Source organism: Desulfuromonas thiophila (assembly GCF_900101955.1).
Lineage (GTDB): Bacteria > Desulfobacterota > Desulfuromonadia > Desulfuromonadales > Desulfuromonadaceae > Pseudodesulfuromonas > Pseudodesulfuromonas thiophila.
In genome coordinates, this window is the sequence record NZ_FNAQ01000020.1 from 1 (window position 1) to 20,304 (window position 20,304).

Genomic DNA, 20,304 nt, shown 5'->3' on the forward strand with positions numbered 1-20,304 from the left:
GTCCTGCAGCTGCTCGGCCTGACTGGAGAGCTCCTCGCTGGTGGAGGCCATCTCCTCCGAGGCGCTGGCGTTCTGCTGGATCACCTGGTCAAGCTGCTGAATGGCCTTGTTGACCTGTTCGGCGCCGGTATCCTGTTCCTTGCTGGCGGCGGCGATTTCCTGCACCAGCTCGGCGGTGCGCTGGATGTCGGGTACCATCTGGCTGAGCATGGCGCCGGCCTTTTCGGCCACCTCGACACTGCTGGAGGACAGATCGCTGATCTCGGCGGCGGCGCTCTGGCTGCGCTCGGCCAGTTTGCGCACCTCGGAGGCCACCACGGCAAAGCCCTTGCCGTGTTCGCCGGCGCGGGCGGCTTCGATGGCGGCGTTGAGCGCCAGCAGGTTGGTCTGGCGAGCGATCTCTTCGATGATGCTGATCTTCTCGGCGATGTTCTTCATCGCCTGGACGGTCTGGGCCACGGCCGCGCCGCCGTTGCGGGCATCTTCGGCGCTCTTGATGGCGATCTTTTCCGTCTGCAGGGCGTTGTCGGCATTCTGGCGGATGTTGGCGGCCATCTGCTCCATGGAGCTGGACGCCTCTTCGGCGGCGGCCGCCTGTTCGGTGGCGCCTTGGCTCATCTCCTCACTGCTGGCCGACAACTGCTGACTGCCGGCGGCCACGTTGTCGCTGGCGCTGCGCACGTCGGCCACCACCTGCTGCAGCTGCTCGACCATGTTATTGAGGGCGGCGGCCAGCTGACCGACCTCGTCGCGCTGCTCGATGGCCAGCTTGCGGGTCAGGTCACCCTCGGCCAGGGCGCGGGCGAAATCCACCCCCTGCAGCACCGGCCCGGTAATGGCGCGGGTGATGAGTACGGCAACAACGATGCCCAGCAGCAGCGCCACCGCCAGCCCCACCAGCATGATGGTCGACGCGCGCCCCAGGGCGGTCACCGCGCCGGTGGCGATCTCCTCGGTCTGGCCGACGCCGGTCTTGGCCAGTTCCTCGGCCAGACGGGTCACCTCGCCGCCCACGGCCGCCCGTGCATTAGCCAGTTCCTCGTTCTTCAGCCAGGTCGCCAGAAAGGCCTCCAGGTTGGATTGATAGTCCTGAGCGCCTCTGCGAATAGCTTCCAACTGATCCTTGTTTTTCTGTTGTGCGGTCTGACCCAGCAGTTCGTTGATGAATTTCTCGATCTCAGGAAACACCTTCTCGGTCTCGCGCAGTACCGCCGGCGAGCGCAGCGCCTGGGCACGCCAGGCCAGCAACCGCACCCGGTTGCCCAGATCGATCAGAGTGCTAGCTTGGACCATTTTTTCCACCCTGTCCTGCAACTGAGTGGCGCCACGGCCGGCGGTCAGCTCCAGCTGGAAGGTCTCCTCCATGGCATCAAGATAGTCCTGTGCATTGGTCATGTAGCCAGCCGCCGCCTCATCCAGTTCCTGCCGATAGCTATCCAGCGCCGCATTGAGCCTTACCGTCTCCTCAATCTGTTCACCATAGCGGTTGACCTGCTGCTGGATGGCACTGATGCTGTCTTTAAGCTGGGTCAGGTGCGGCGCCCGCTCGGCCAGGGCTTCAGCCCGCTTGAGGTTGTCATTAACCTCGGCCATGGCCGTGCGGCCGGCTGTCAGAAAGCGCTCCTCGGCGGTGTAGCCATAGCCGCGCAGGGCGTACATGGTCGCCAGGGCGCTGCGTTCGACATCGTTCGCCACCTGCACCTCGGGCACATATTCCTGCGCCAGAATGGTCGACTGTTCGTTCACCCTGGACATGTTCCATACCGCCAGTCCGCCCAGGATCATGGCGATGGCCAGCAACAGGGCGAAGCCCCCGCCGATCTTGGCCCCCAATTTCAGATTCTTGAACATGTGCTCCTCCGCAATGAATAAAATAAAAGGGAACGAGGCCGAAAACGGCCGTCAGCTGGCCTGGCGTTCGCCGCCCGCCGGTTCCTGAACAAAGATGCTGTCGATGTTCAGCAGAGTAATAAACCGCTCGCCCTGCTTGCCCATGCCGCGCAGATAGTCGCTGTTGAGGCGGGTACCCATGCGCGGCGCCGCTTCGATCTGGCTTTCTTCCAGATCGATCACCTCCTGCACCGAATCGGCCAGCGCCCCCAGGCTGGTGCTTTCGCCGTCGAGATTGACCTCGACGATGATGATGCAGCTGGCCAGGGTGCGTTGCGATGGTGGCAGGCCGAACTTGCAGTGCAGATCAACCACCGGCACGATACTGCCGCGCAGATTGATCACACCGCGCAGATACTCCGGCGCCTGCGGCACGCAGGTGATGTCGGTGGAATCAAGCACCTCCAGCACCCGTTCGATGGCGATGCCGAAGGTTTCTCCGTTGAGCAGAAAGGTCAGATACTGACCGGCCAGGGATTCTTCCTGAAACATGGCAGCTCCTGTCGGCGGGGGCAGGCCCCGCGAAAAACCTTACGAACCTCTGCTGGCGGCCGGGCTAGCGCGCCAGCGCGCCCTCCTGTACCGCCTGCTGCAGCAGATAGGCCAGATCGAGAATCAGCGCCACGCTGCCGTCGCCCAGGATGGTGCCACCGGAAACACAGCGCACATCGCGGTACATCGGCCCCAGGCTCTTGATCACCGTCTGGTGTTCGCCCACCACGGCATCGACCACGAAACCCAGCTGCTGACCATCGATCTGGGTGATGACGATCTGCTGTATCTCGGGCAGCTCGCCGGCAATGCCAAAGGTGCGCCGCAAGGGAATATAGGGAATCAGATGACCGCGCACATTGGCCAGGCAGCGGCCATGGGCCTGCTCCACCTCGGCGCGGCTCAGCTCGATACATTCCTCCACCGCCGCCAGCGGCAGCACGAAACTGCCGCTACCGATCCGCACCAGCAGGCTTTCGATGATGGCCAGGGTCAGGGGAATGCGCAGGCGCACGCGGGTACCCACGCCGGGGGTGCTGTCAATCTGTACCGTGCCGCGCAGGGCCTCGATGGCACGCTTGACCACGTCCATGCCGACACCCCGGCCCGACAAGCCGGTGACCTGGGCGGCGGTGGAAAAACCCGGCGCAAAGATCAGCTGAAACAGCTCCTGATCGCTCAGATGCTCCTCGGCACCGATCAGACCTCTGGCGATACCCTTGTCGCGCAGCACCTGGGGGTTGAGGCCCTTGCCGTCGTCGCGGATTTCGATGATGACGCTGTCACCGGAATGTTGCGCGCCGAGAAACACCGTGCCCTGGCGCGGCTTGCCGGCGGCCTGCCGCACCTCGGGCAGCTCGATGCCATGATCCATGCTGTTGCGGATAATATGAACCAACGGATCGTTGAGCCGCTCGATGACGGTCTTGTCGAGCTCGGTTTCGGCGCCGGCGGTCTGGAACTCGACCTCCTTGCGCAGGTCGGAAGCGATATCGCGCACCAGGCGTTTGAAGGTGGCAAAGGTGCTGCCGATGGGCAACATGCGGATATTGAGGGTGCTGTCGCGCAGTTCCTCGGTGAGGCGCTCGACCTCCTCGGCAATGGACAGCAGCTCGGTATCGCCCAGCCGCGCCGCCGTCTGGCTCAGGCGCGACTGAACCGTGACCATCTCGCCCACTAGGTTGACCAGTTCGTCGAGCCGTTCAGCCGGCACCCGCAGGCTGGTGGCGGCCTGTGGTTTTTCCCGCTCCTTGCGCTGCTGGCGCAGTTCGCGCACCAGCTTCTGTTCCTCCAGTGCCGAGGCCACCTCATCGGAATCGACCAGCCGCGCCTCCACCAGCATCTCACCGATGCGCTTGGTCTTGGCCAGCACCCGGTCAATATCGGCCTGGCTGATCTCACCGCGCTCGATGAGGATATCGCCCAGGCGTTTCTGGTTTTCCTCGCTGTCCTCGCCCAGGTCGATGCGGTTGATCTTCAACTCGCAGTCATCCTCGACAAAGATGAACACATCGCGGATGGCCTCGATGCCGGCACTGGTGGTCAGCAGAATGTCCCAGCGCACATAGCATTGTTCGGGATCAATGACGTCGAGGGGCGGCACCTTGGCTTTGTGGGCAATGGTACGGCAGGTGCCCAGCTCGGCCAGTTCGTCGAGCAGGCTGCTCATGCGCGTGCCATTTTTCAGGATATCGGGATGGGGCGTCAGGCGGATGCGGTAGCTTTGCGGTTCATCCGCCGAGCCGGCGGCCTTTTCCACCGCCACCGCCGGTGGGGCACCGCGGGTGGGAATCAGCGCCTTGAACTGGCGCACCAGGGCTTCGCCGGTGGCCAGATCGGCTGCGGTACCCTCGCAACTGGCCTGCAGCAAGGTGGCGATATGGTCACGCGCCTGCAACGACAGATCGACCAGGGTCTTGCTGACCGGCAGCTGACCGGCACGCACCAGATCGTAAACGGTTTCGACCTCATGGGTGAAGCGGGCAATGCTGTCGAAGCCGAACATGGCGCCAGAGCCCTTGATGGTGTGCATGGCGCGGAACACCTGACCAACAACGTCCATATCCGTCGGCCGCTCTTCCAGCTCAAGCAGTGCCGATTCCAGACTGGCAAGCAGTTCCTCGGCTTCTTCGCGAAAGGCCTGCTGGGGAGTCTCACTCATGACATACCTCGCTCGGGGTCAGACGGGCCATCAGGCATCCGCCGGCTGGTTGGGCGACCACAGACAGCGGGTCGGATCAACCGCACGGGGGCAGCCGCATTCGCGAATAAAACCGAGACTCTGCGCCGCATCGATAACCGGCGCGATAAAGCGGTTGCGCAGCTCGAACTGCTTGCCATGATGCTGCACGTAATCGTTGGTGGCACACATCAGCTGCAACACGGCAAAATCCACCGCCGTCACCTGCGCCCAATCCATCGTCACCCGGTCATATTGCTGCAACGCCCGCAACAACAGATCACGCAGTTCGGTAATGCTGTCGATGCCCAGCGGGCCGCTCACATGCAGCTCCAGCTGTGGCACGCCACCGGCCGTGGTAAGAACACGCTCTTCATAGCTGAACATCAGGTCTCTCCTGTCGCACCGCCGCTAGCCCAGTACCTTTTTGACCACCCCCAGCAACTTGGCTGGATCGAAGGGCTTGACCAGCCAGCCGGTCAGACCGGCAGCCTTGCCCTTGGCCTTAAAGCTTTCCCCGGCTTCGGTGGTCAGCATCAGAATCGGCGTGAACTTGTAGGCCGGTGCGGCCCGCAGCTTCTGCACCAGGGTCAGGCCATCCATCACCGGCATGTTAAGGTCAGTTAAAACCAGATCGAATTTCTGCTTCTGGGCCTGAGCCAGCGCCTCCTGACCGTTACCGGCTTCGACCACCTGGTAGCCGGCCCCCTTGAGGGTCATGGACACCATCTGCAGAATGGAACGCGAATCATCAACGGCAAGAACAGTTTTGGCCATGGAATGAACCTCCTTTGTATCGAAACCTCGGGCGGACGGGCGGCAAGCGGTGCTGTTGGCGCAGGGCCATCTCAGAACAGCTCGATATCGCCTTCGTCCATACTTTTCTGTGACACGGGATTGTGATGGTTGCGGGCGATGGTGTCCGTCGCCGCCTGCAGCATCTGGCGCAGCAAGGCCAGATGTGCATGGTAGGTGTCCAGCTCAACAGACGTCGCCGGCGCTTCACCGCCATCGATGGCCGCCAGTTCATTCAGCAGCTGGTCCATGGCGTCGAGCCGCCGCGTGACCGACTGGATCACCTGCGTGGCCATGTCCTGAAACTGCATGGAGGTAATGGCCACACCGACCTGGCCCGACACCTGCTGCGAGATGGTGGCGATTTCGCCGGCCGCCTGCTTGACCTCGGCATGAAAGGTCTGCGCCTGTTCCATCATGCTGGCAATGTGCTGCTGTTCCTCCTGCACCAGCCGTTCGGAATCGTCGGCCAGCTGATGAATGGCGCTTTCCACGCCGCTGAGGGCAGCGGCAATGCCCTGCACCGAATCATCGATCTGCTGACTGAAACGGTTGGAACGGATCGACAGGTTGCGCACCTCTTCGGCCACCACGGCAAAACCCCTGCCGGCGGCACCGGCCCGCGCCGCCTCCACCGAGGCATTGACCGCCAGCAGATTGGTCTGATCGGCAATCTTGCGCACATCGCCCAGCATGCTGAGCACCTGCTGGAACTGCTGCTGGGTCTGGATCATGGCGCGGGAGAGCTGGCGGGCGTTGTCGCTGCTGCGCCGGGTGGCATCAAACAGCTTGGTCAGAGAGGACTCGATGGTGGTCAGCAGACGGGCAAAGCCCTGAGCCTGGCTGCCCGCGCCGGTCTGTTCGCCACAGATCCGGCCGGCCAGTTCCTTCTGGCGGGCACTGTGTTGTTCCAGGGCGGTAAAGCTGCCAATCAGCTTGTCGATGGCATCGGCCAGAATCTGCTGGACCTGGGCGTTTTCCTGCCGCGCGCCGCCAAACTGCTGCCCCAGTTCGGCCTGCAACTGACGTAACAGCTCGCGGGTGCCCGCCAGCAGGGCAACCAGCTCGGCATCATCCCGGCCGGCCGACAAGGTGGGCCGCTCCCGGTGCGGCAGGGCCACCAGCAGCAGGGTCACCAAGCCGACCAGGGCCACGGCCAGCAGCACCGGCCAGGGACAGGCGGTAAAAAAAAGGCCGATCAGCAGCAGCGCCTGGGCGGCCGCGATCAGCCCGATACGGACAGGGTGAGACAACAAAGCAAGCATGGCAGAACCCCTCATCACAGAAACGGTCAGCCTCAAGGGCGACCGGCTGTCAACAAAATCGACAGCCCATCCAACCAATCTTCAGATCCCGGCCACGGCCTCATTGAAACCCGGCGGTTTGTTTTTTATAGCAGCCTTTCGCGCTCTTCCCAGCGCCGACAGATAAAAAAATCCCACAGAGCACCTCTGCGGGACTATAACAACAAAACCGTGACCGATAGGATAAAATTTTAATTATATAAAATGATTCATTTTATGTCCTCGACAAGACCAGTGCAGCAGCTGGCGGGTAAAGCGGTAGGTCAGGCCCCACAGAGGCGGGGCCTCGGCAGCGATGGCAATGGCCGGCACCTGCAGGGGCTGGCCGTGCCAGTCAACGGTGCGGGTGCCATGATGAGCGACATCGCACAGACGGGTCAGAGGCACCCAGAAATGACGTACCGCCTCAGAGTTGCAGCACACCGTCGCCGGCCCCGTCAGACCGAACACAAAGGCACTGACCCGCACCGGCACGCGCACACCGTATTCATCATCGAGTTGCCCGAGAAAACGGGCCGGAGCCAGATCGATGGCCACCTCCTCGCGGGTTTCGCGCTCGGCGGCGGCGCGGGCGTCCCGGTCGCCGGCATCGATCCGGCCACCGGGAAAGCCCAGATTGCCTGACCAGGGATCGCCCGGATGACAGGCCCGTTCAATATAAAGCAGGGCATCGCCGCCTTCGGCCGTCGGCTGCAGAATCAGGGCCACGGCAGCACTTTTGTGACCGTTGCGCGCCGGCAGATTCCGGGGCGAGCGCCCGGTCAGGGCCGCGGCAATAGCATCCTGGATCAGCATGCGGTCTCCTTGCATCCGGCAGCCATCAGCGGGCCTCGGCCAGCAGCAACGCCCGGCGCGGCGCCGGGTAGCCCTCGACGGTGCGGTCTGGATCGGCTGGATCGAGAAAATCCTCCAGCGACTCGGTCTGAATCCAGGCCGTACGGCGCTGCTCGGCGTTGGTGGTCCGGCTGACATCGATACAGCGCACCCGCTCGAAGCCACTGCGCTCCAGCCAGATCTGCAGGGCCGTCACCGTCGGCAGAAAATACACATTGTTCATCTTGGCATAGCGCTCGACCGGCGTCAGCGTCAGCGGCTGTTCCCCTGGAATAACCAGGGTTTCAAGCACCAGTTCGCCACCGCGGCGCAGACAGCGGCGCAGGGCGCGCAGGCTGTCGAGCGGTGCGCGCAGATGGTACAGCACCCCCATGTGAAACAGGGTGTCAAAGAAACCGGTCATCTCGGGCAGTTCTTCAAACTTAAGGGGCAGACTCAGGCAGCGCGGCAGGCAGGCGAAATGCTGCAACAGGCAGAACTGATGGAAGAAGGTGGCATAGGGTTCAAGGCCCAGGGCCAGCGCCGGCGAGGCCGCCTGCATGCGCAGCAGGTAATAGCCGTTGCTGCTGCCGACATCAAGCACCCGCCGCCCCTGCAAGGGTGCAATGGCGGCGCTGAGACGGTCCCATTTGAGGTTGCTGGCCCACTCACTCTCAATCGCGAGGCCAAACAGCTCAAAGGGCCCCTTGCGCCAGGGCCGCAGACCGAACAGGGCCAGCTGCAGGGCCTCCATCGCGGCGCTATCGAGCTGCCCGGCCCGGCCGATACGCACCGCCGCGCCGGTGAAATCGCACGTCAGTCCAGCTGGCGCCGGCGGCAGGCTTGCCAGCAGTTCAAGATACTGCTGGCATTTGCGGTCCCGCTGCCAGCGCTGCAGGCGCTGGCGACAGCACTGCTGCAGCGGCGCCAGCCAGGGCAAGGGTTGCCAGGGCTGCAGCAACCCTTCGAGCTGATGCGCCAGATCGTTCATTTCAGGCAGAGAAAACCGGCAAAATTGAACCACTTGAGCCACAGGGCGATCTGGTCGAAACCGCAACGACGCAGACGCTGTTCGTGCGCCTGGCAGGATTCCGGCACCAGCACCTGCTCCAGCGCCTCTCGCTTCTGGCTGATTTCCAGCTGCGAATAGCCGTTTTCGGCCTTGAAGCGGTAGTACCAGTCACGCTCCAGTTCGGCCAGCGGCGCCTGCTCATGCTCGATCTTTTCCGTCAGCAGCAGCAGACCGCCAGGCACCAGCGCCTGATAGATACGCCGCAGCAGGGGTTCGCGCTCAGTCAGTGGCAGAAACTGCAGGGTCAGATTGATCACCACCACCGATGCCGGCGCGAAGTGCAGCTGTTGGGCCGGACAGGCGAGCAGCTCCACCTGCTGCTGCGATCCCAACACCAGCTCGCCCAAGCGCTGCCGGCAACGCTGCAGCATGGCCTCGGCCGGATCTACAGCCTGCAACTGAAAGGGCCGTTGGGCCATTTCAGCACAGAAGGCAGCAATGAAATTACCGTGGGAGCAGCCCAGATCGTAGATACGGGTGTGGGGCCGATAGAAGTGTGCCGCCAGCTGAGCCTGGCGGCGAAGGGATTCGGCATAAAGAGGCACGCTGCGCTGCAGCATGTCATCGAATACCCGCGCCACCTGTTCATCGAAACAGAAACGGGTAACTTGGCTGCGGGGACGGGCGTAGAGATCGTCGGCGTTCATGACAAGGCTTTCACAGACAGCAACGGCGGGAATCACTCCCGCCGCCACCCTTAGCCGATGCGCTCCTGGCGCTCCTGCTCGGTCTTGCAATCGATGCACAGGGTGGTAACCGGCCGGGCTCGCAACCGCGCCTCGCCAATCTCCTCCTCGCAGCTTTCACAGATCCCGAAGGTGCCATCGTCGATCCGCTTGAGCGCCTCGCGAATCTTGCCGATCAGGCGGCGCTCGCGATCGCGAATGCGCAGCTCAAAATTGCGGTCGGACTCCATCGACGCGCGGTCGGTGGGGTCGGGGAAGTTTTCCTGCTCATCGGTCATGCCCGAAACGGTCTTGCCTGCCTCGCGCAGCAGCTCATCAAGCTGTTTCTGCAGAATGGCGCGGTACTCTTCGGCTTTTTGCTGATCCATGGCAATGGCTCCCTGCATCTGGACGGACGCTTCACAATAAAAAACGACTCATCCTAGTCGCTCGCCGCCGGCTTGTCAAGATCCTTGCGACACATCGACCGGACAGGAATGGCGTGCCGCCGCGGGCTGACCCGCCAATCCGGCCATCAGGCGATTGAGGTTGCTCTGTTCCTCCTGCGCCAGACGCGCGAAATCATACTGCTTGAGGGTTTCGATCATGCCACGCCGCACCTGCTGCCAGGCCTGATGCACCGGGCAGAAATCGTCCCGCTCGCAGCAGCCCTTGTCACCCAGGCAGGTATTGATCAGCAGCGGATCCTCCTCTTCGCGATAGATATCGTAGAGACTGATCTGCTGAGGTGGACGGTTGAGATAGAAGCCACCGCCGACACCGCGCTGCGAACCGACAATGCCGGCACGCACCAGAGGCTGGAAAATCTTGGTCAGAAAGGCCGGGGTGACCCCCTGGGTGCGGCAGATATCCTTCTTCAGGATAATCTCGCCCGGTGGAAATTTCGCCATATAAAGAATGGCCCGGATAGCATATTCCGTGGCGCGAGTAATGACCATGTCTGGCTCCCTGTTTTGCTGACTGAATTTGTAATAAATAGAGAGCCGACCGGCAGATGTCAATCAAAAACCTCAACAGGGTCACAATCTGCCGCTACTTGACTTTTGCCGCCACAACTTCCACTCTGCCGCCATGAACCGTTCAGCCCACCAAAAGACCTTGCCCGTCGGGCGTTTCGCACCCAGCCCGACCGGCTGGCTCCATTTCGGCTCCATCGTCACGGCATTGGCCAGCTACTGCCTGGCCCGCTCTGCCGGCGGAAGCTGGCTGGTTCGCATGGAGGATCTTGATCGGGCCCGGCTGGTTGCCGGCGCCGACAGTGTCATCCTGTATCAACTTGAGGCCCTTGGCCTGTTGTGGGACGGACCGATTCGCTACCAGAGCCGTTGCTTGCCCCTGTATCAGGCCGCTCTCGAACGGTTACAACGGCAGAATCGGATTTATCCGTGCGGCTGCAGTCGGACGCAGATAACGGCAGAAAGCCATGAAACGGGAGTCGATGGGCCGATCTACAGTGGCCGTTGCCGCCAACCGGAACAGCGGCGAAGAACGCGGGATTCGGCCTGGCGCCTGCGTGTGGCGCCGCTGGCGGTCCGTTTCCGGGATGGCCTGCAGGGTGAACAGCGCCAGCAGCTGGCGCGGGAGGTGGGGGACTTCATTATCCGGCGACGCGACGGCCAGTTTGCCTACCAGCTGGCCACGCCGGTGGACGATGCCGATCAGGGCGTCACCCAGGTGGTGCGCGGCGGTGACCTGCTGGGGTCGACCGCGCGCCAGATCTATCTGCTGAAGCTGCTCGGCCAGCCTCAACCGGCCTATGTCCATCTGCCCCTGGCGCTGCACGCCGATGGCCGCAAAATCAGCAAAAGCGCGGCCGACTGCCCCTGTCTGCCGGCCCGGCCCAGCCCCCAGCAGGCGGCCGCGGTGTTGCGGGCGGCACTGGCCTTTCTCGGTCAGAATCTGCCACCCCAGTTCCCGCCGCAGGCCAGCCCGGCGCAGATCATCACCTGGGCCTGCCAATCCTTCGACCTGCGCCGCGTCGATCCACAGCCGCGCTGCGCTGTCCCGGACGGCTGCGAGTTCAATCGGGCTCCAGCGCAGGGCCCGGCATGATCACCACCCGATCGCGACCGGCCTGCTTGGCCCGGTAAAGGGCGGCGTCGGCCCGGCCAATCAACGCCTGGCCGCCTGCCGCATCAGCCGGGCTAAGACCGGCAACCCCGATGCTGATCGTCAAATGCGTCTCCTGCGGCAACGGCGCTGCGGCAGACGGGTCCTCTGGTTCCCCACCGACCGGCAACCTCCGCACCAGCTGGCGGATGCGTTCAGCCACCTGTGCTGCTGCCATCAGGCGGGTTTCCGGCAGCAGACAGATAAACTCCTCGCCGCCAAAACGCGCTACCAGATCACGCGGTCGCCGGAGTGCCTGTTGCAGGGCGGTGGCGACCTGCTTCAAGGCGACATCGCCCGCCAGGTGGCCATGGCGATCATTGTATTGCTTGAAGTAGTCCAGATCGATCATCAAAAGGCTTAGCGGTGCCTGGCTGCGCCGGGCGGCAGCCAGTTCCCGCGCCAGCATCTGATCAAAATGACGCCGGTTGGCCACCCCGGTCAGACCATCCTGGCGGCTGAGAATCTCCAGCGCCCGCTGAACCTGGCGCCGTTCCTCGATTTCATGCTCCAGCTGGCGATTGAGCTGCTGTAGTTCAGCGGTACGCTGCTGAACGCGTTGCTCCAGCTCGCTGTGCAGGCGCTGCAGGCGGCGCAGCAGGCGACCGACCCCACGGTAAAGCAGGCCGCTGACAGCCAGCAGCACCAACGCCCCCAACCCCAGCGCCAGTCGCAAGGACCGGCAAAAATCCTGCCGCAGGTGACTGACATCCCACTGTGATACCAGCTGGCCGATACGGGCGCCATCCGGCCCTTCGAGCGACAAGGCCGGCAACCGCAGGAAACTGGCGCCATCGGCACCCGACAGGCGCTGGTTCGGTGTCGCGTTGAGCAACTGCTCCCGCTGAGCCACAGACGCTGGAAACTGTGCTGTGGCCGCGACACAGACCAGTCCATTGCTGTGTTCTTGCTGCTGCAATGGCGAGGCCGGCAGCTTGTCTGATTGAATGAAGAGGGCGCTGTCGATGCCGTGCAGACGGGCAAAGCGATCCAGTTCCCGCTGGGGGCGGATCTGTAGTAACAGCAATCCCGATAGCTGTTCGCCATCTGACAGCGGTACTCCCACCGCCAGACTCAGTCCGGCGGTGGTGCGGGTCAGGCTGGCCAGGGGCTGCGCCGGGTGCTGCTGCAGCGCGCGCCGGACAAAAGGCAGATGGCCCAGATTGCGGCTCGGGGGTGGTGTGCCTCGACTGCAGAAAAACACCTCACCATCAGGAGTAAGCAGGGTAAGCGCGACAAAATAGGCATCTTCACGCTGCAGGGTGCGCAGCTTGCCCTCGAGCAAGGTCGCCAACTGTTCACGATCACGCCGGACGAATGCCGCCACGATCTCCCGGTTGGTCTGCACGAAACCCTGAGCGCGGTAGAGATAACGGGCCTGGGTCTGAGCCAGTTCCTGCCGGAAGCTGCTGTGCAGGGCCTCGGTCAACTGCTGCGCCCAGAGTTCGGTCATGCGGTCAAACTGGCGCAGGTGCAGCATGGCGAAACCACCAACCAGCAGCAACATCAACAGCAGCACAAAAGCGACCAATTTGTATTGCAGAAGTTTCGCCGTCATAATGCAGGCATTATGGCCTTTTTTGCAGTGCTGACAAGTCCGCTGTCAGCATCCACGTTTTTTGGCACCGCAATTCCTGCTCTTTGTTCATTCTGCCGACACAAAAAAGCGCATCCGGCACTGGCAGCCGGATGCGCTGGGTATGGCTTAAAAGTGGCTCTGACTACTGGGGCAGCGCCTTGATGTACTCGCGATTGAGCTTGGCGATGAACTTGACGCTCACGCCTTTGGGGCAGGCCGCTTCGCACTCGTAATGGTTGGTGCAGTTGCCGAAGCCGGCATTGAGCATGGCTTCAGTCATGTTTTTAACCCGGGCGGCGGCTTCGATCTGGCCCTGCGGCAGCACAGCCAGCTGGGCCACCTTGGCGCTGGTGAACAGCATGGCACTGCCATTGGGGCAGGCCGCCACGCAGGCACCACAGCCGATGCACTCGGCCGCGTCCATGGCGTAATCAGCTTCAACCTTGCCGATCAGGGTCTGGTTGGCTTCACCGACCTCGCCGGTATAGGCCGAGGTGTAGCCACCGGCCTGGATAATCTTATCCAGCGCGCTACGGTCCACCGCCAGGTCCTTGATCACCGGGAAGGCCTTGGCGCGCCAGGGCTCCAGGGTCAGGCTGTCGCCATCCTTGAACTGGCGCATGTGCAGCTGACAGGCCGTGGTCTTATCCTGCGGACCATGGGGGATGCCGTTAACGACGCAGCCACAGGTACCACAGATGCCTTCGCGGCAGTCATTGTCAAACTCGATGGGCTCAATGCCCTTCTCGATCAGATCCTGGTTGACCTCATCGAGCATTTCCAGGAAGGAGCTGTCGGGGCTGACATTCTTGGCCTCGTACTGCTCCAGTTTGCCCTTGTCCTCAGGGCCGTTTTGGCGCCATACGTACAGTGTCAGATTCATTATTTGTAACTCCTTACGGCAAGTTTGACGTTTTCGAATTTCAGGGGCTCCTTGTGCAGTTCAGGGGTCTTGCCTACGCCCTTGAACTCCCAGGCTGCCACATAGCAGAAGTTCTCATCGTCACGCATCGCCTCGCCGTCTTCGGTCTGATACTCGACACGGAAGTGACCGCCGCAGGACTCATTGCGCTGCAGGGCATCGAGGGTCATCATCTCGGCGAATTCGAGGAAGTCAGCCACGCGGCCGGCATCTTCGAGCTGACCGTTGCGCTGATTCTTGCCGCCGGTCACCTTGACATTCTGCCAGAACTCGTCGCGCAGGGCCGGAATGACCTTGAGGGCCTCTTCCAGGCTTTCCTTGCTGCGCGCCATGCCGACATTGTTCCACATGATCTTGCCCAGTTCGCGATGGAACGAGCTAACCGACCGCTTGCCGTTGACGCTCAGCAGCTTGTCGATGCGGCCCTCGACTTCTTCCACCGATTTCTTGAACTCGGCGTGATCGTCCTTCACCTGGCCCGGCTTGACGGTGGCCAGGTAGTTGCCGATGGTATAAGGAATGACAAAGTAGCCATCAGCCAGACCCTGCATCAGCGCCGAAGCTCCCAGGCGGTTGGCGCCGTGAACAGAGAAGTTGGCCTCGCCGAGGACGAACAGACCCGGAACGTTGCTCATGCAGTTGTAATCAACCCACAGACCGCCCATGGAGTAGTGCGGTGCCGGGTAGATGCGCATCGGCTTTTTATAGGCGTTCTCGTCGGTGATCTTCTCGTACATGTCGAACAGGTTGCCGTAACGCTCGCGGATGGTGTCCTCGCCGACGCGGTCAATGGCGCTCTGGTAGTCGAGATAGACGCCGCGCTTGCCGGGGCCAACGCCACGGCCATCGTCACACTGCTCCTTGGCGGCGCGGGAAGCGATGTCGCGCGGTGCCAGGTTGCCGAAGGACGGGTACTTGCGCTCGAGGTAGTAGTCACGATCCTCTTCGGCGATGTCGGCCGGAGCCTTGTCGCAGTCTTCCTTGCGCTTGGGCACCCAGCAACGGCCGTCATTACGCAGCGATTCCGACATCAGTGTCAGTTTCGACTGGTGCTCGCCGCTCTGCGGGATACAGGTCGGGTGAATCTGAGTGTAGCAGGGGTTGGCCATGAAGGCGCCCTTTTTGCTCGCTTTCCAGGCCGCGGTAACACTGCAGCCCATGGCGTTGGTCGACAGGTAGAACACGTTGACGTAGCCACCGGTAGCCAGCACGACCGCATCGGCCCAGCTGGTCTTGATCTCGCCGGTCACCAGATCGCGATAGGTGATGCCGCGGGCGACACCGTCCACCACCACCAGGTCGAGCATTTCGGTGCGCGGCTTGAGCTTGACGCTGCCGACCTTCACTTGGCGCGACAGAGCCTGATAGGCGCCGAGCAGCAGCTGCTGCCCCGTCTGACCGCGGGCATAGAAGGTACGCGACACCTGAGCACCACCGAAGGAGCGGTTGGCGAGCAGACCGCTGTACTCACGGGCGAAGGGCACACCCTGAGCCACGCATTGGTCGATGATGTTGTTGGATACCTGAGCCAGACGCCAGACGTCAGCCTCGCGGGCGCGGAAGTCACCGCCCTTGATGGTGTCGTAGAACAGGCGGAAAACGCTGTCACCATCGTTGTGGTAGTTCTTGGCGGCGTTGATGCCGCCCTGGGCCGCGATACTGTGAGCGCGGCGGGCGCTGTCCTGATAGCAGAAGGCCTCGACATTGTAACCCAGCTCACCCATGGTGGCGGCAGCGGCACCACCGGCCAGGCCGGTACCGACAACGATGACCTTGTACTTGCGCTTGTTGGCGGGGTTAACCAGCTTCATTTCGAAGCGGTGCTTATCCCAGGATTTCTCAATCGGTCCGGTAGGACATTTTCCGTCTAAAATCACGATGAACCCTCCTAAACTTTAATCAGGCCCAGCAGTATGGACACCGGGATGGAAATGAAGCCGACAAAGATGACGATCGCAGCGGCGCGGCCGATTTTTTCCATCACCGGCAGGGTGTTGGCCGTCAGACAGCCCAGGGTCTGGAACAGACTCTGGATACCGTGGCTCAGGTGCAGCAGCACCGTGACCATGGCGCCGACATAGACCAGGCTGATGAAGAACTTCTGGAAGCTCAGAACCACCATGCTGAACACGTCGGCGCGGCCGAGGGCGTCAACCGGCAGGGCGCTGGCCGAGATCTCGGGATTGGTGACGTGCATGGTGAAGTGGAACAGATGGTAGACGACAAAAGCCAGAATCGCCAGACCGGTAAAGATCATGGTCTCAGCACCAAAGGAGGTGCGCAGGTTTTTCTTCTGGTTGTAGTCGATGGGGCGGGCGGCGCGGTTTTCCAGCGTCAGCTGGATACCAATGGCGATGTGCAGGGCGAACACCGCCAGCATCACCAGACGGAACACCCACACCAGAGGCCCGAGAGCGTGCAGGTGCTCGGCATAGGCGTTGAGGCCATTGGCACCAACGAACACCGACGAGTTCCCCAGCAGGTGGACAATGACGAAACTGACCAGCACAAAGCCGGTCACCGCCATCACAAGCTTTCTTCCGACAGAGCTCTGTAGCATTTGCATAGCGTTACCTATCCTTGAAGTGTTAGTGGCTGAACACGCAGGTTCAGGTTCCCAGTGCAATTCACGACCCGATTCCCTCCGCCCGGTCGCAGGCCATGGCGGACGGTGTCGGCCCGTGGCGGCGGCCTCCAACTGACAAATCTGTTCTGCATCGCATTCCCCCTTTTCGTCTCTCCTCAAACACCGATAAACCCGGTTACAACAACATGTCACGGGATTACATAATGGCGCCCATACTAAACATCGTTTTACGAAATTGCAAAAGTTATTTGTATACAGTGTGCATTTTTCAGGGCTTGCGATGCCGGCCGGGCCGGGCTTTTCAGCTGTCGGCCGGTGCCAGCCACTGGTGCAGCAACTGGCCGGCCAGCATCAGACCGAACAGGGCTGGAATGGTCGAGATGCTGCCGAGGGCCGCCTTGGCACCGGCGGCGTCGCGGCCGCCACTGCGCTGGCGTGGCAGCTCGGTGGAATAGACCGCCGGCAGCGGCCCGCTGACGCCACGGCGCCGCAGCTCCTTGCGCAGCACCCGCGCCAGGCGGCAGTGACGGCTGGCAAACAGATCGCCGAGGCAGACCTGTGCCGGATCGGTCTTGTTGCCCGCGCCCAGGGCGCTCATCAGGGGAATACCCGCCTGGCGGCAGTGGCAGATCAGATCGATCTTGGCGCCGATCTGGTCGATACAATCGAGCACCATGTCGTAGGCTGGCGCCAGCAGCTGCGGCGCCGTGGCGGGGCTGTAACGTTCCAGATGGACATGCAGACGCAGGGCCGGATGAATGGCGCGGCAGCGCTCGGCCAGCACCTCGGCCTTGTAGCGGCCGACGGTCTGGTCGCAAGCATGGGATTGACGGTTGATATTGCTCGGGCTGATGCGATCAAAGTCGACCAGCGTCAGCTCGCCGATAGCGGCTCGCGCCAGCGCCTCGACCGCATGGCTGCCGACACCACCAAGGCCGAACACGGCCACATGCCGACCGTTGAGCCGGGCCACGGCGGCATCACCCGCCAGCAGGCGCAGGCGGTCGAAACGGTCGGCCGGATCGGGATGGTGTTCTATCAGCATTGAGAAATCCTCCCGCCCGTGCGGGGCGTAATTCACAGTGACGGCAGACGCAGGATTCGCCGGCAGTTGGCCTGATGGTGCGCCACCAGCACTGCCGGCGACAAACCACAAAGCCCGGCAAGACGATCGGCCAGCAACGCCAGCAGCGTCTGCGGCGCCACAGCAGCGGTCGTTGCCAAAAGCGCGGGCGCGTCGGATTCCAGCACCAGGGCCTGTGGCGGCAGCAGTCGCAGGGCCTGTGGCAGGCGGCGAACGCCAGGTCGCAGCAATACCGGACCGACACCGATGGCAAAACCCAGGGCGATAAACTGGCGGGCCAGTTCGACACTGCCGGAAAAGCCGTGCAGGATGCCGCCGACGGCAGCGGCATCCTCCTGCCGCAGCAGCTCCAGCAACCGGCCATAGCGACCACGGCCATGCAGCACCAACGGCTTGTCCCACTGGCGGGCCAGGGCAATCTGCTGCCTCAACACCTGTTCCTGGACAGCGGCTGCGGGGCCTTGGCGATCATCAAGACCAACCTCACCGACGGCCACCACCTCGGGCCGGGCCAGCAGGGCCGCCAGCGCCGCCGCCGTACCTTCTTGCCACTGCTGCGCCCAGGCCGGATGCAAGCCGGCGGCAACCCAGCGGTCCCAGGCCGGCGCCGCCAAAGACAGCAGCCGCGGCCAGTGGTCACAGGCGGTCGCCAGCAGCAGACAGGCGGGCGGCGGCGGACCATCATCCAGCAACCCGAGATGACAATGGCTGTCGAACACCAGCGCGTCAGAAGCTGTAACGGACTCCGCCATAAAGATTGCTGTTGTCCTCGAACTGACCGAAAAAGGTCGCGGCGTGACGGCCGGCGAACAGATTGACGCCAGCAAACAGCGCCAGCGCATCCGTGGCCTTGTAGTTGACCAGGCCCCGCACATAGCCATCGGCATCGGTCGGTGAATAGTAGGTAAACAGCGACAGCAGCAGATTCTGGCCCAGCAGCTGACGGGTCAGCCGCAGGGTCAGCAACTGGCGGTTTTCGTCACGCGGCCGTTGACCCGCCGGCAGACTGCGGCGGTAGGCGCCATAGGCGTCGAGCCGTTCGAGATAGTACTGCAGCGCGGCGGTAAAATCACGGGCCAGTTCCCGCTCATAGCCCAGCAGTAAACGGTATTCGCTGTTGGGCAGCAGGGGATCGCGGCCGGTGCGGTCAGCCAGGCTGTCGTAATAGCCGATTTCGGCATGCAGCAAACCGGCCCCGAGCGGCCCCCGCAGGCTGGCACCATAAACCCGCAGGCGCGGAAAGGTCATACGCTCACGGACAGGAGCAAAACCTAGCGGATTCTTCCAGTAGCCATCGTAACCATACAGGGCCAGCTCGTAGCCGGCCAGGGTGCGTGACAGCCGCAGGGCGATTTCATCCTCGACCAGCAGACGGCTGCGGCGGTCGACCTGAAGAATCGCGTCACGGCCGACCCGGCGGCCCAGCTGCGGATTGAAATAGGACAGCCGCTCACCGCTGATGTAACGGTCAGCCTCGAAGCCCGGCATGTAGGCGATATCGAGGGTGACGGCACCCCAAAACAGGCTGATCAGGGCGGCATCGGACGGCGCCTTGAGATAATCCTCATCGCGGCCGAGAAAGAAGGCCTGCCAGTCCTTGGGAAACAGATCGTTGATGAACAGCAAATCGCCGGTGCCCCAGGTAAGGATCTGGCGGCCGAGCTTGACATCGACGGCAGCGGCCGGGGTCAACAGCACATAGGCTTCCCGCAGATCGAGCGGACCGCTGCCGCGTTCGAGATCGAGCTCGGTTTCCGGCGCAGCCTCGTCCGCCACCAGATCGGCACGCAGCTGCCACAGCGCCAGGGTGCCGTAATGGCTCAGCTGGGACTGCAGCCGGGCCTCGTTGAGCAGGGCACGGCGCTGGTGATCAGCGTCACGCAGGCGCAGACCGCTGCGCAGATCGGCAAAACCGTGCAGCTCCCAGGCGCGGACCGGCACCGCCGACAACAGAACCAGGCAAAACAGCCAGCCAAGGGCGGCAGCCAGCCACCCCCTGGCGCGCCACGCCATCAATGCAGCACCTCGCGCGGCGGCCGTCGCAGAAAACGCTCGGTAAAGATACGCTCGTTCAGCCCCAGATCGTAGGCCACGCCACTGAAACGGTTTTCGGTACTGCTGTCGCGCAGCAGATCACGCGCCACGGCATGCGTCACCGTGGCAAACCCCTGGATGGTTTCGACCTGCAGGGCCTCTACCTGACGATAAAGCCGGTCGCTGCTGTCGTAGTAATCCGCCTTGAGCGGCAGAAAGGTCTGCTTGTCGATGCGGGTGACAAAACGGCCGAACTCAACACTGGCCGGATTCTTCGGCCGGCTCTCAATGACATAGTGGCTGTCGGTTTCTTCCAGCAGCACATGGGTGTCCTCACGGGTGCTGCGACCCGACACGTCCTCATAGAGAAAATCAGAGCCGACGAAGCTGGTACGCTTGTCGCCCGGTGCTATGCGCTTGACCAGATTCAGCGCCGGCAGCCACAGCCAGCGATCATCCTCGGCGGCCGGATTCTTCCACACCAGATAGGCCATCTTGTTGACATCGGCCGGCGCTTCGAAATAGGCATAGAAGCGCTGCCGGCCATCGGCTTCGTTGCGCCGCAGCAGGGTAAATCGGCGCTGGCGCTCCAGGCCGCTGGCATCGCGAATGGTCATTTCGACCCGGGCGCGGCCATCGGCGCCGGCGTAGTAGGCCGCCTGATTGGCCCGCTCGACAATTTCCTGGGCATCGAGAGCCAGCAACGGAGCCGGCACCAGCAGCAACAGCACGACAACACACCAGAAACGCGGATGCAT

20 protein-coding genes are annotated in these 20,304 nt (G+C 62.7%); 1 reads left to right on the plus strand and 19 read right to left on the minus strand.

All coding sequences use genetic code 11. The annotated features are described in order from the left end of the window. The 11 genes from BLR80_RS11410 to BLR80_RS11460 form a co-directional block, all read right to left on the minus strand. On the minus strand, positions 1–1,851 hold a 1,851-nt coding region (locus BLR80_RS11410), incomplete at its 3' end, for a HAMP domain-containing methyl-accepting chemotaxis protein (RefSeq protein ID WP_143012157.1). 51 nt (positions 1,852–1,902) lie between these two features. Continuing rightward, entirely contained in the window at positions 1,903–2,382 is a 480-nt protein-coding gene (locus BLR80_RS11415; protein ID WP_092080257.1) for a chemotaxis protein CheW, read from the minus strand. 64 nt (positions 2,383–2,446) lie between these two features. Next, entirely contained in the window at positions 2,447–4,543 is a 2,097-nt protein-coding gene (locus tag BLR80_RS11420; protein WP_092080260.1) for a chemotaxis protein CheA, read from the minus strand. Positions 4,544–4,573: 30 nt separating this feature from the next. Next, a complete protein-coding gene (locus BLR80_RS11425; RefSeq protein ID WP_092080263.1) occupies positions 4,574–4,948 on the minus strand; it encodes an STAS domain-containing protein in 375 nt (124 codons plus the stop codon). Positions 4,949–4,972: 24 nt separating this feature from the next. Continuing rightward, on the minus strand, positions 4,973–5,338 hold the full coding sequence (locus BLR80_RS11430; RefSeq protein ID WP_092080266.1) for a response regulator: 366 nt from the start codon (positions 5,336–5,338) through the stop codon (positions 4,973–4,975). A 71-nt stretch (positions 5,339–5,409) separates the two neighbouring features. After that, complete coding sequence (locus BLR80_RS11435; protein WP_171906438.1) at positions 5,410–6,621, minus strand: methyl-accepting chemotaxis protein; 1,212 nt, start codon at positions 6,619–6,621, stop codon at positions 5,410–5,412. Between the two features lie 234 nt (positions 6,622–6,855). Then, positions 6,856–7,455, minus strand: a complete 600-nt coding sequence (locus tag BLR80_RS11440; RefSeq protein ID WP_092080272.1) for an NUDIX hydrolase — start codon at positions 7,453–7,455, stop codon at positions 6,856–6,858. 25 nt (positions 7,456–7,480) lie between these two features. Continuing rightward, a complete protein-coding gene (gene cmoB / locus BLR80_RS11445) occupies positions 7,481–8,464 on the minus strand; it encodes a tRNA 5-methoxyuridine(34)/uridine 5-oxyacetic acid(34) synthase CmoB (RefSeq protein WP_092080275.1) in 984 nt (327 codons plus the stop codon). Then, entirely contained in the window at positions 8,461–9,240 is a 780-nt protein-coding gene (gene cmoA, locus BLR80_RS11450) for a carboxy-S-adenosyl-L-methionine synthase CmoA (protein WP_245691510.1), read from the minus strand. The genes cmoB and cmoA overlap by 4 nt, the downstream gene beginning before the upstream one ends. Before the next feature lie 2 nt (positions 9,241–9,242). Then, on the minus strand, positions 9,243–9,599 hold the full coding sequence (gene dksA, locus BLR80_RS11455) for an RNA polymerase-binding protein DksA (protein WP_092080278.1): 357 nt from the start codon (positions 9,597–9,599) through the stop codon (positions 9,243–9,245). A 75-nt stretch (positions 9,600–9,674) separates the two neighbouring features. Further along, entirely contained in the window at positions 9,675–10,169 is a 495-nt protein-coding gene (locus BLR80_RS11460; protein ID WP_092080281.1) for an RrF2 family transcriptional regulator, read from the minus strand. Between the two features lie 133 nt (positions 10,170–10,302). Between BLR80_RS11460 and gluQRS the strand changes: the two genes are divergently transcribed. Beyond that, positions 10,303–11,283 (plus strand): tRNA glutamyl-Q(34) synthetase GluQRS, encoded by a 981-nt coding sequence (gluQRS, locus tag BLR80_RS11465; RefSeq protein WP_092080284.1) that lies wholly within the window; start codon positions 10,303–10,305, stop codon positions 11,281–11,283. Here gluQRS and BLR80_RS11470 read toward each other — a convergent pair. The 8 genes from BLR80_RS11470 to BLR80_RS11505 all read right to left on the minus strand — a co-directional run bounded on the left by BLR80_RS11470 (position 11,252) and on the right by BLR80_RS11505 (position 20,304). Next, entirely contained in the window at positions 11,252–12,898 is a 1,647-nt protein-coding gene (locus BLR80_RS11470; RefSeq protein ID WP_092080287.1) for a GGDEF domain-containing protein, read from the minus strand. The two genes, gluQRS and BLR80_RS11470, sit on opposite strands and share 32 nt — an antisense overlap. Positions 12,899–13,061: 163 nt before the next feature. Continuing rightward, the gene (locus BLR80_RS11475; RefSeq protein WP_092080290.1) at positions 13,062–13,802 is read right to left on the minus strand and encodes a succinate dehydrogenase/fumarate reductase iron-sulfur subunit; all 741 of its coding nucleotides are present in this window, start codon (positions 13,800–13,802) and stop codon (positions 13,062–13,064) included. Next, positions 13,802–15,718, minus strand: a complete 1,917-nt coding sequence (locus BLR80_RS11480; RefSeq protein WP_092080293.1) for a fumarate reductase/succinate dehydrogenase flavoprotein subunit — start codon at positions 15,716–15,718, stop codon at positions 13,802–13,804. Before BLR80_RS11480 ends, BLR80_RS11475 begins: the two co-directional genes overlap by 1 nt. A gap of 11 nt (positions 15,719–15,729) precedes the next feature. Next, positions 15,730–16,407, minus strand: a complete 678-nt coding sequence (locus tag BLR80_RS11485) for a succinate dehydrogenase cytochrome b subunit (protein WP_092080295.1) — start codon at positions 16,405–16,407, stop codon at positions 15,730–15,732. Between the two features lie 322 nt (positions 16,408–16,729). Next, on the minus strand, positions 16,730–17,473 hold the full coding sequence (locus BLR80_RS11490) for a tRNA threonylcarbamoyladenosine dehydratase (RefSeq protein WP_092080297.1): 744 nt from the start codon (positions 17,471–17,473) through the stop codon (positions 16,730–16,732). A 32-nt stretch (positions 17,474–17,505) separates the two neighbouring features. Further along, positions 17,506–18,264, minus strand: coding sequence for a TatD family hydrolase (locus BLR80_RS11495; RefSeq protein WP_171906439.1), 759 nt, complete (start codon positions 18,262–18,264; stop codon positions 17,506–17,508). Beyond that, positions 18,239–19,525 (minus strand): hypothetical protein, encoded by a 1,287-nt coding sequence (locus tag BLR80_RS11500; protein ID WP_245691512.1) that lies wholly within the window; start codon positions 19,523–19,525, stop codon positions 18,239–18,241. Before BLR80_RS11500 ends, BLR80_RS11495 begins: the two co-directional genes overlap by 26 nt. Beyond that, positions 19,525–20,304, minus strand: coding sequence for an outer membrane lipoprotein-sorting protein (locus tag BLR80_RS11505; protein ID WP_245691514.1), 780 nt, complete (start codon positions 20,302–20,304; stop codon positions 19,525–19,527). Before BLR80_RS11505 ends, BLR80_RS11500 begins: the two co-directional genes overlap by 1 nt.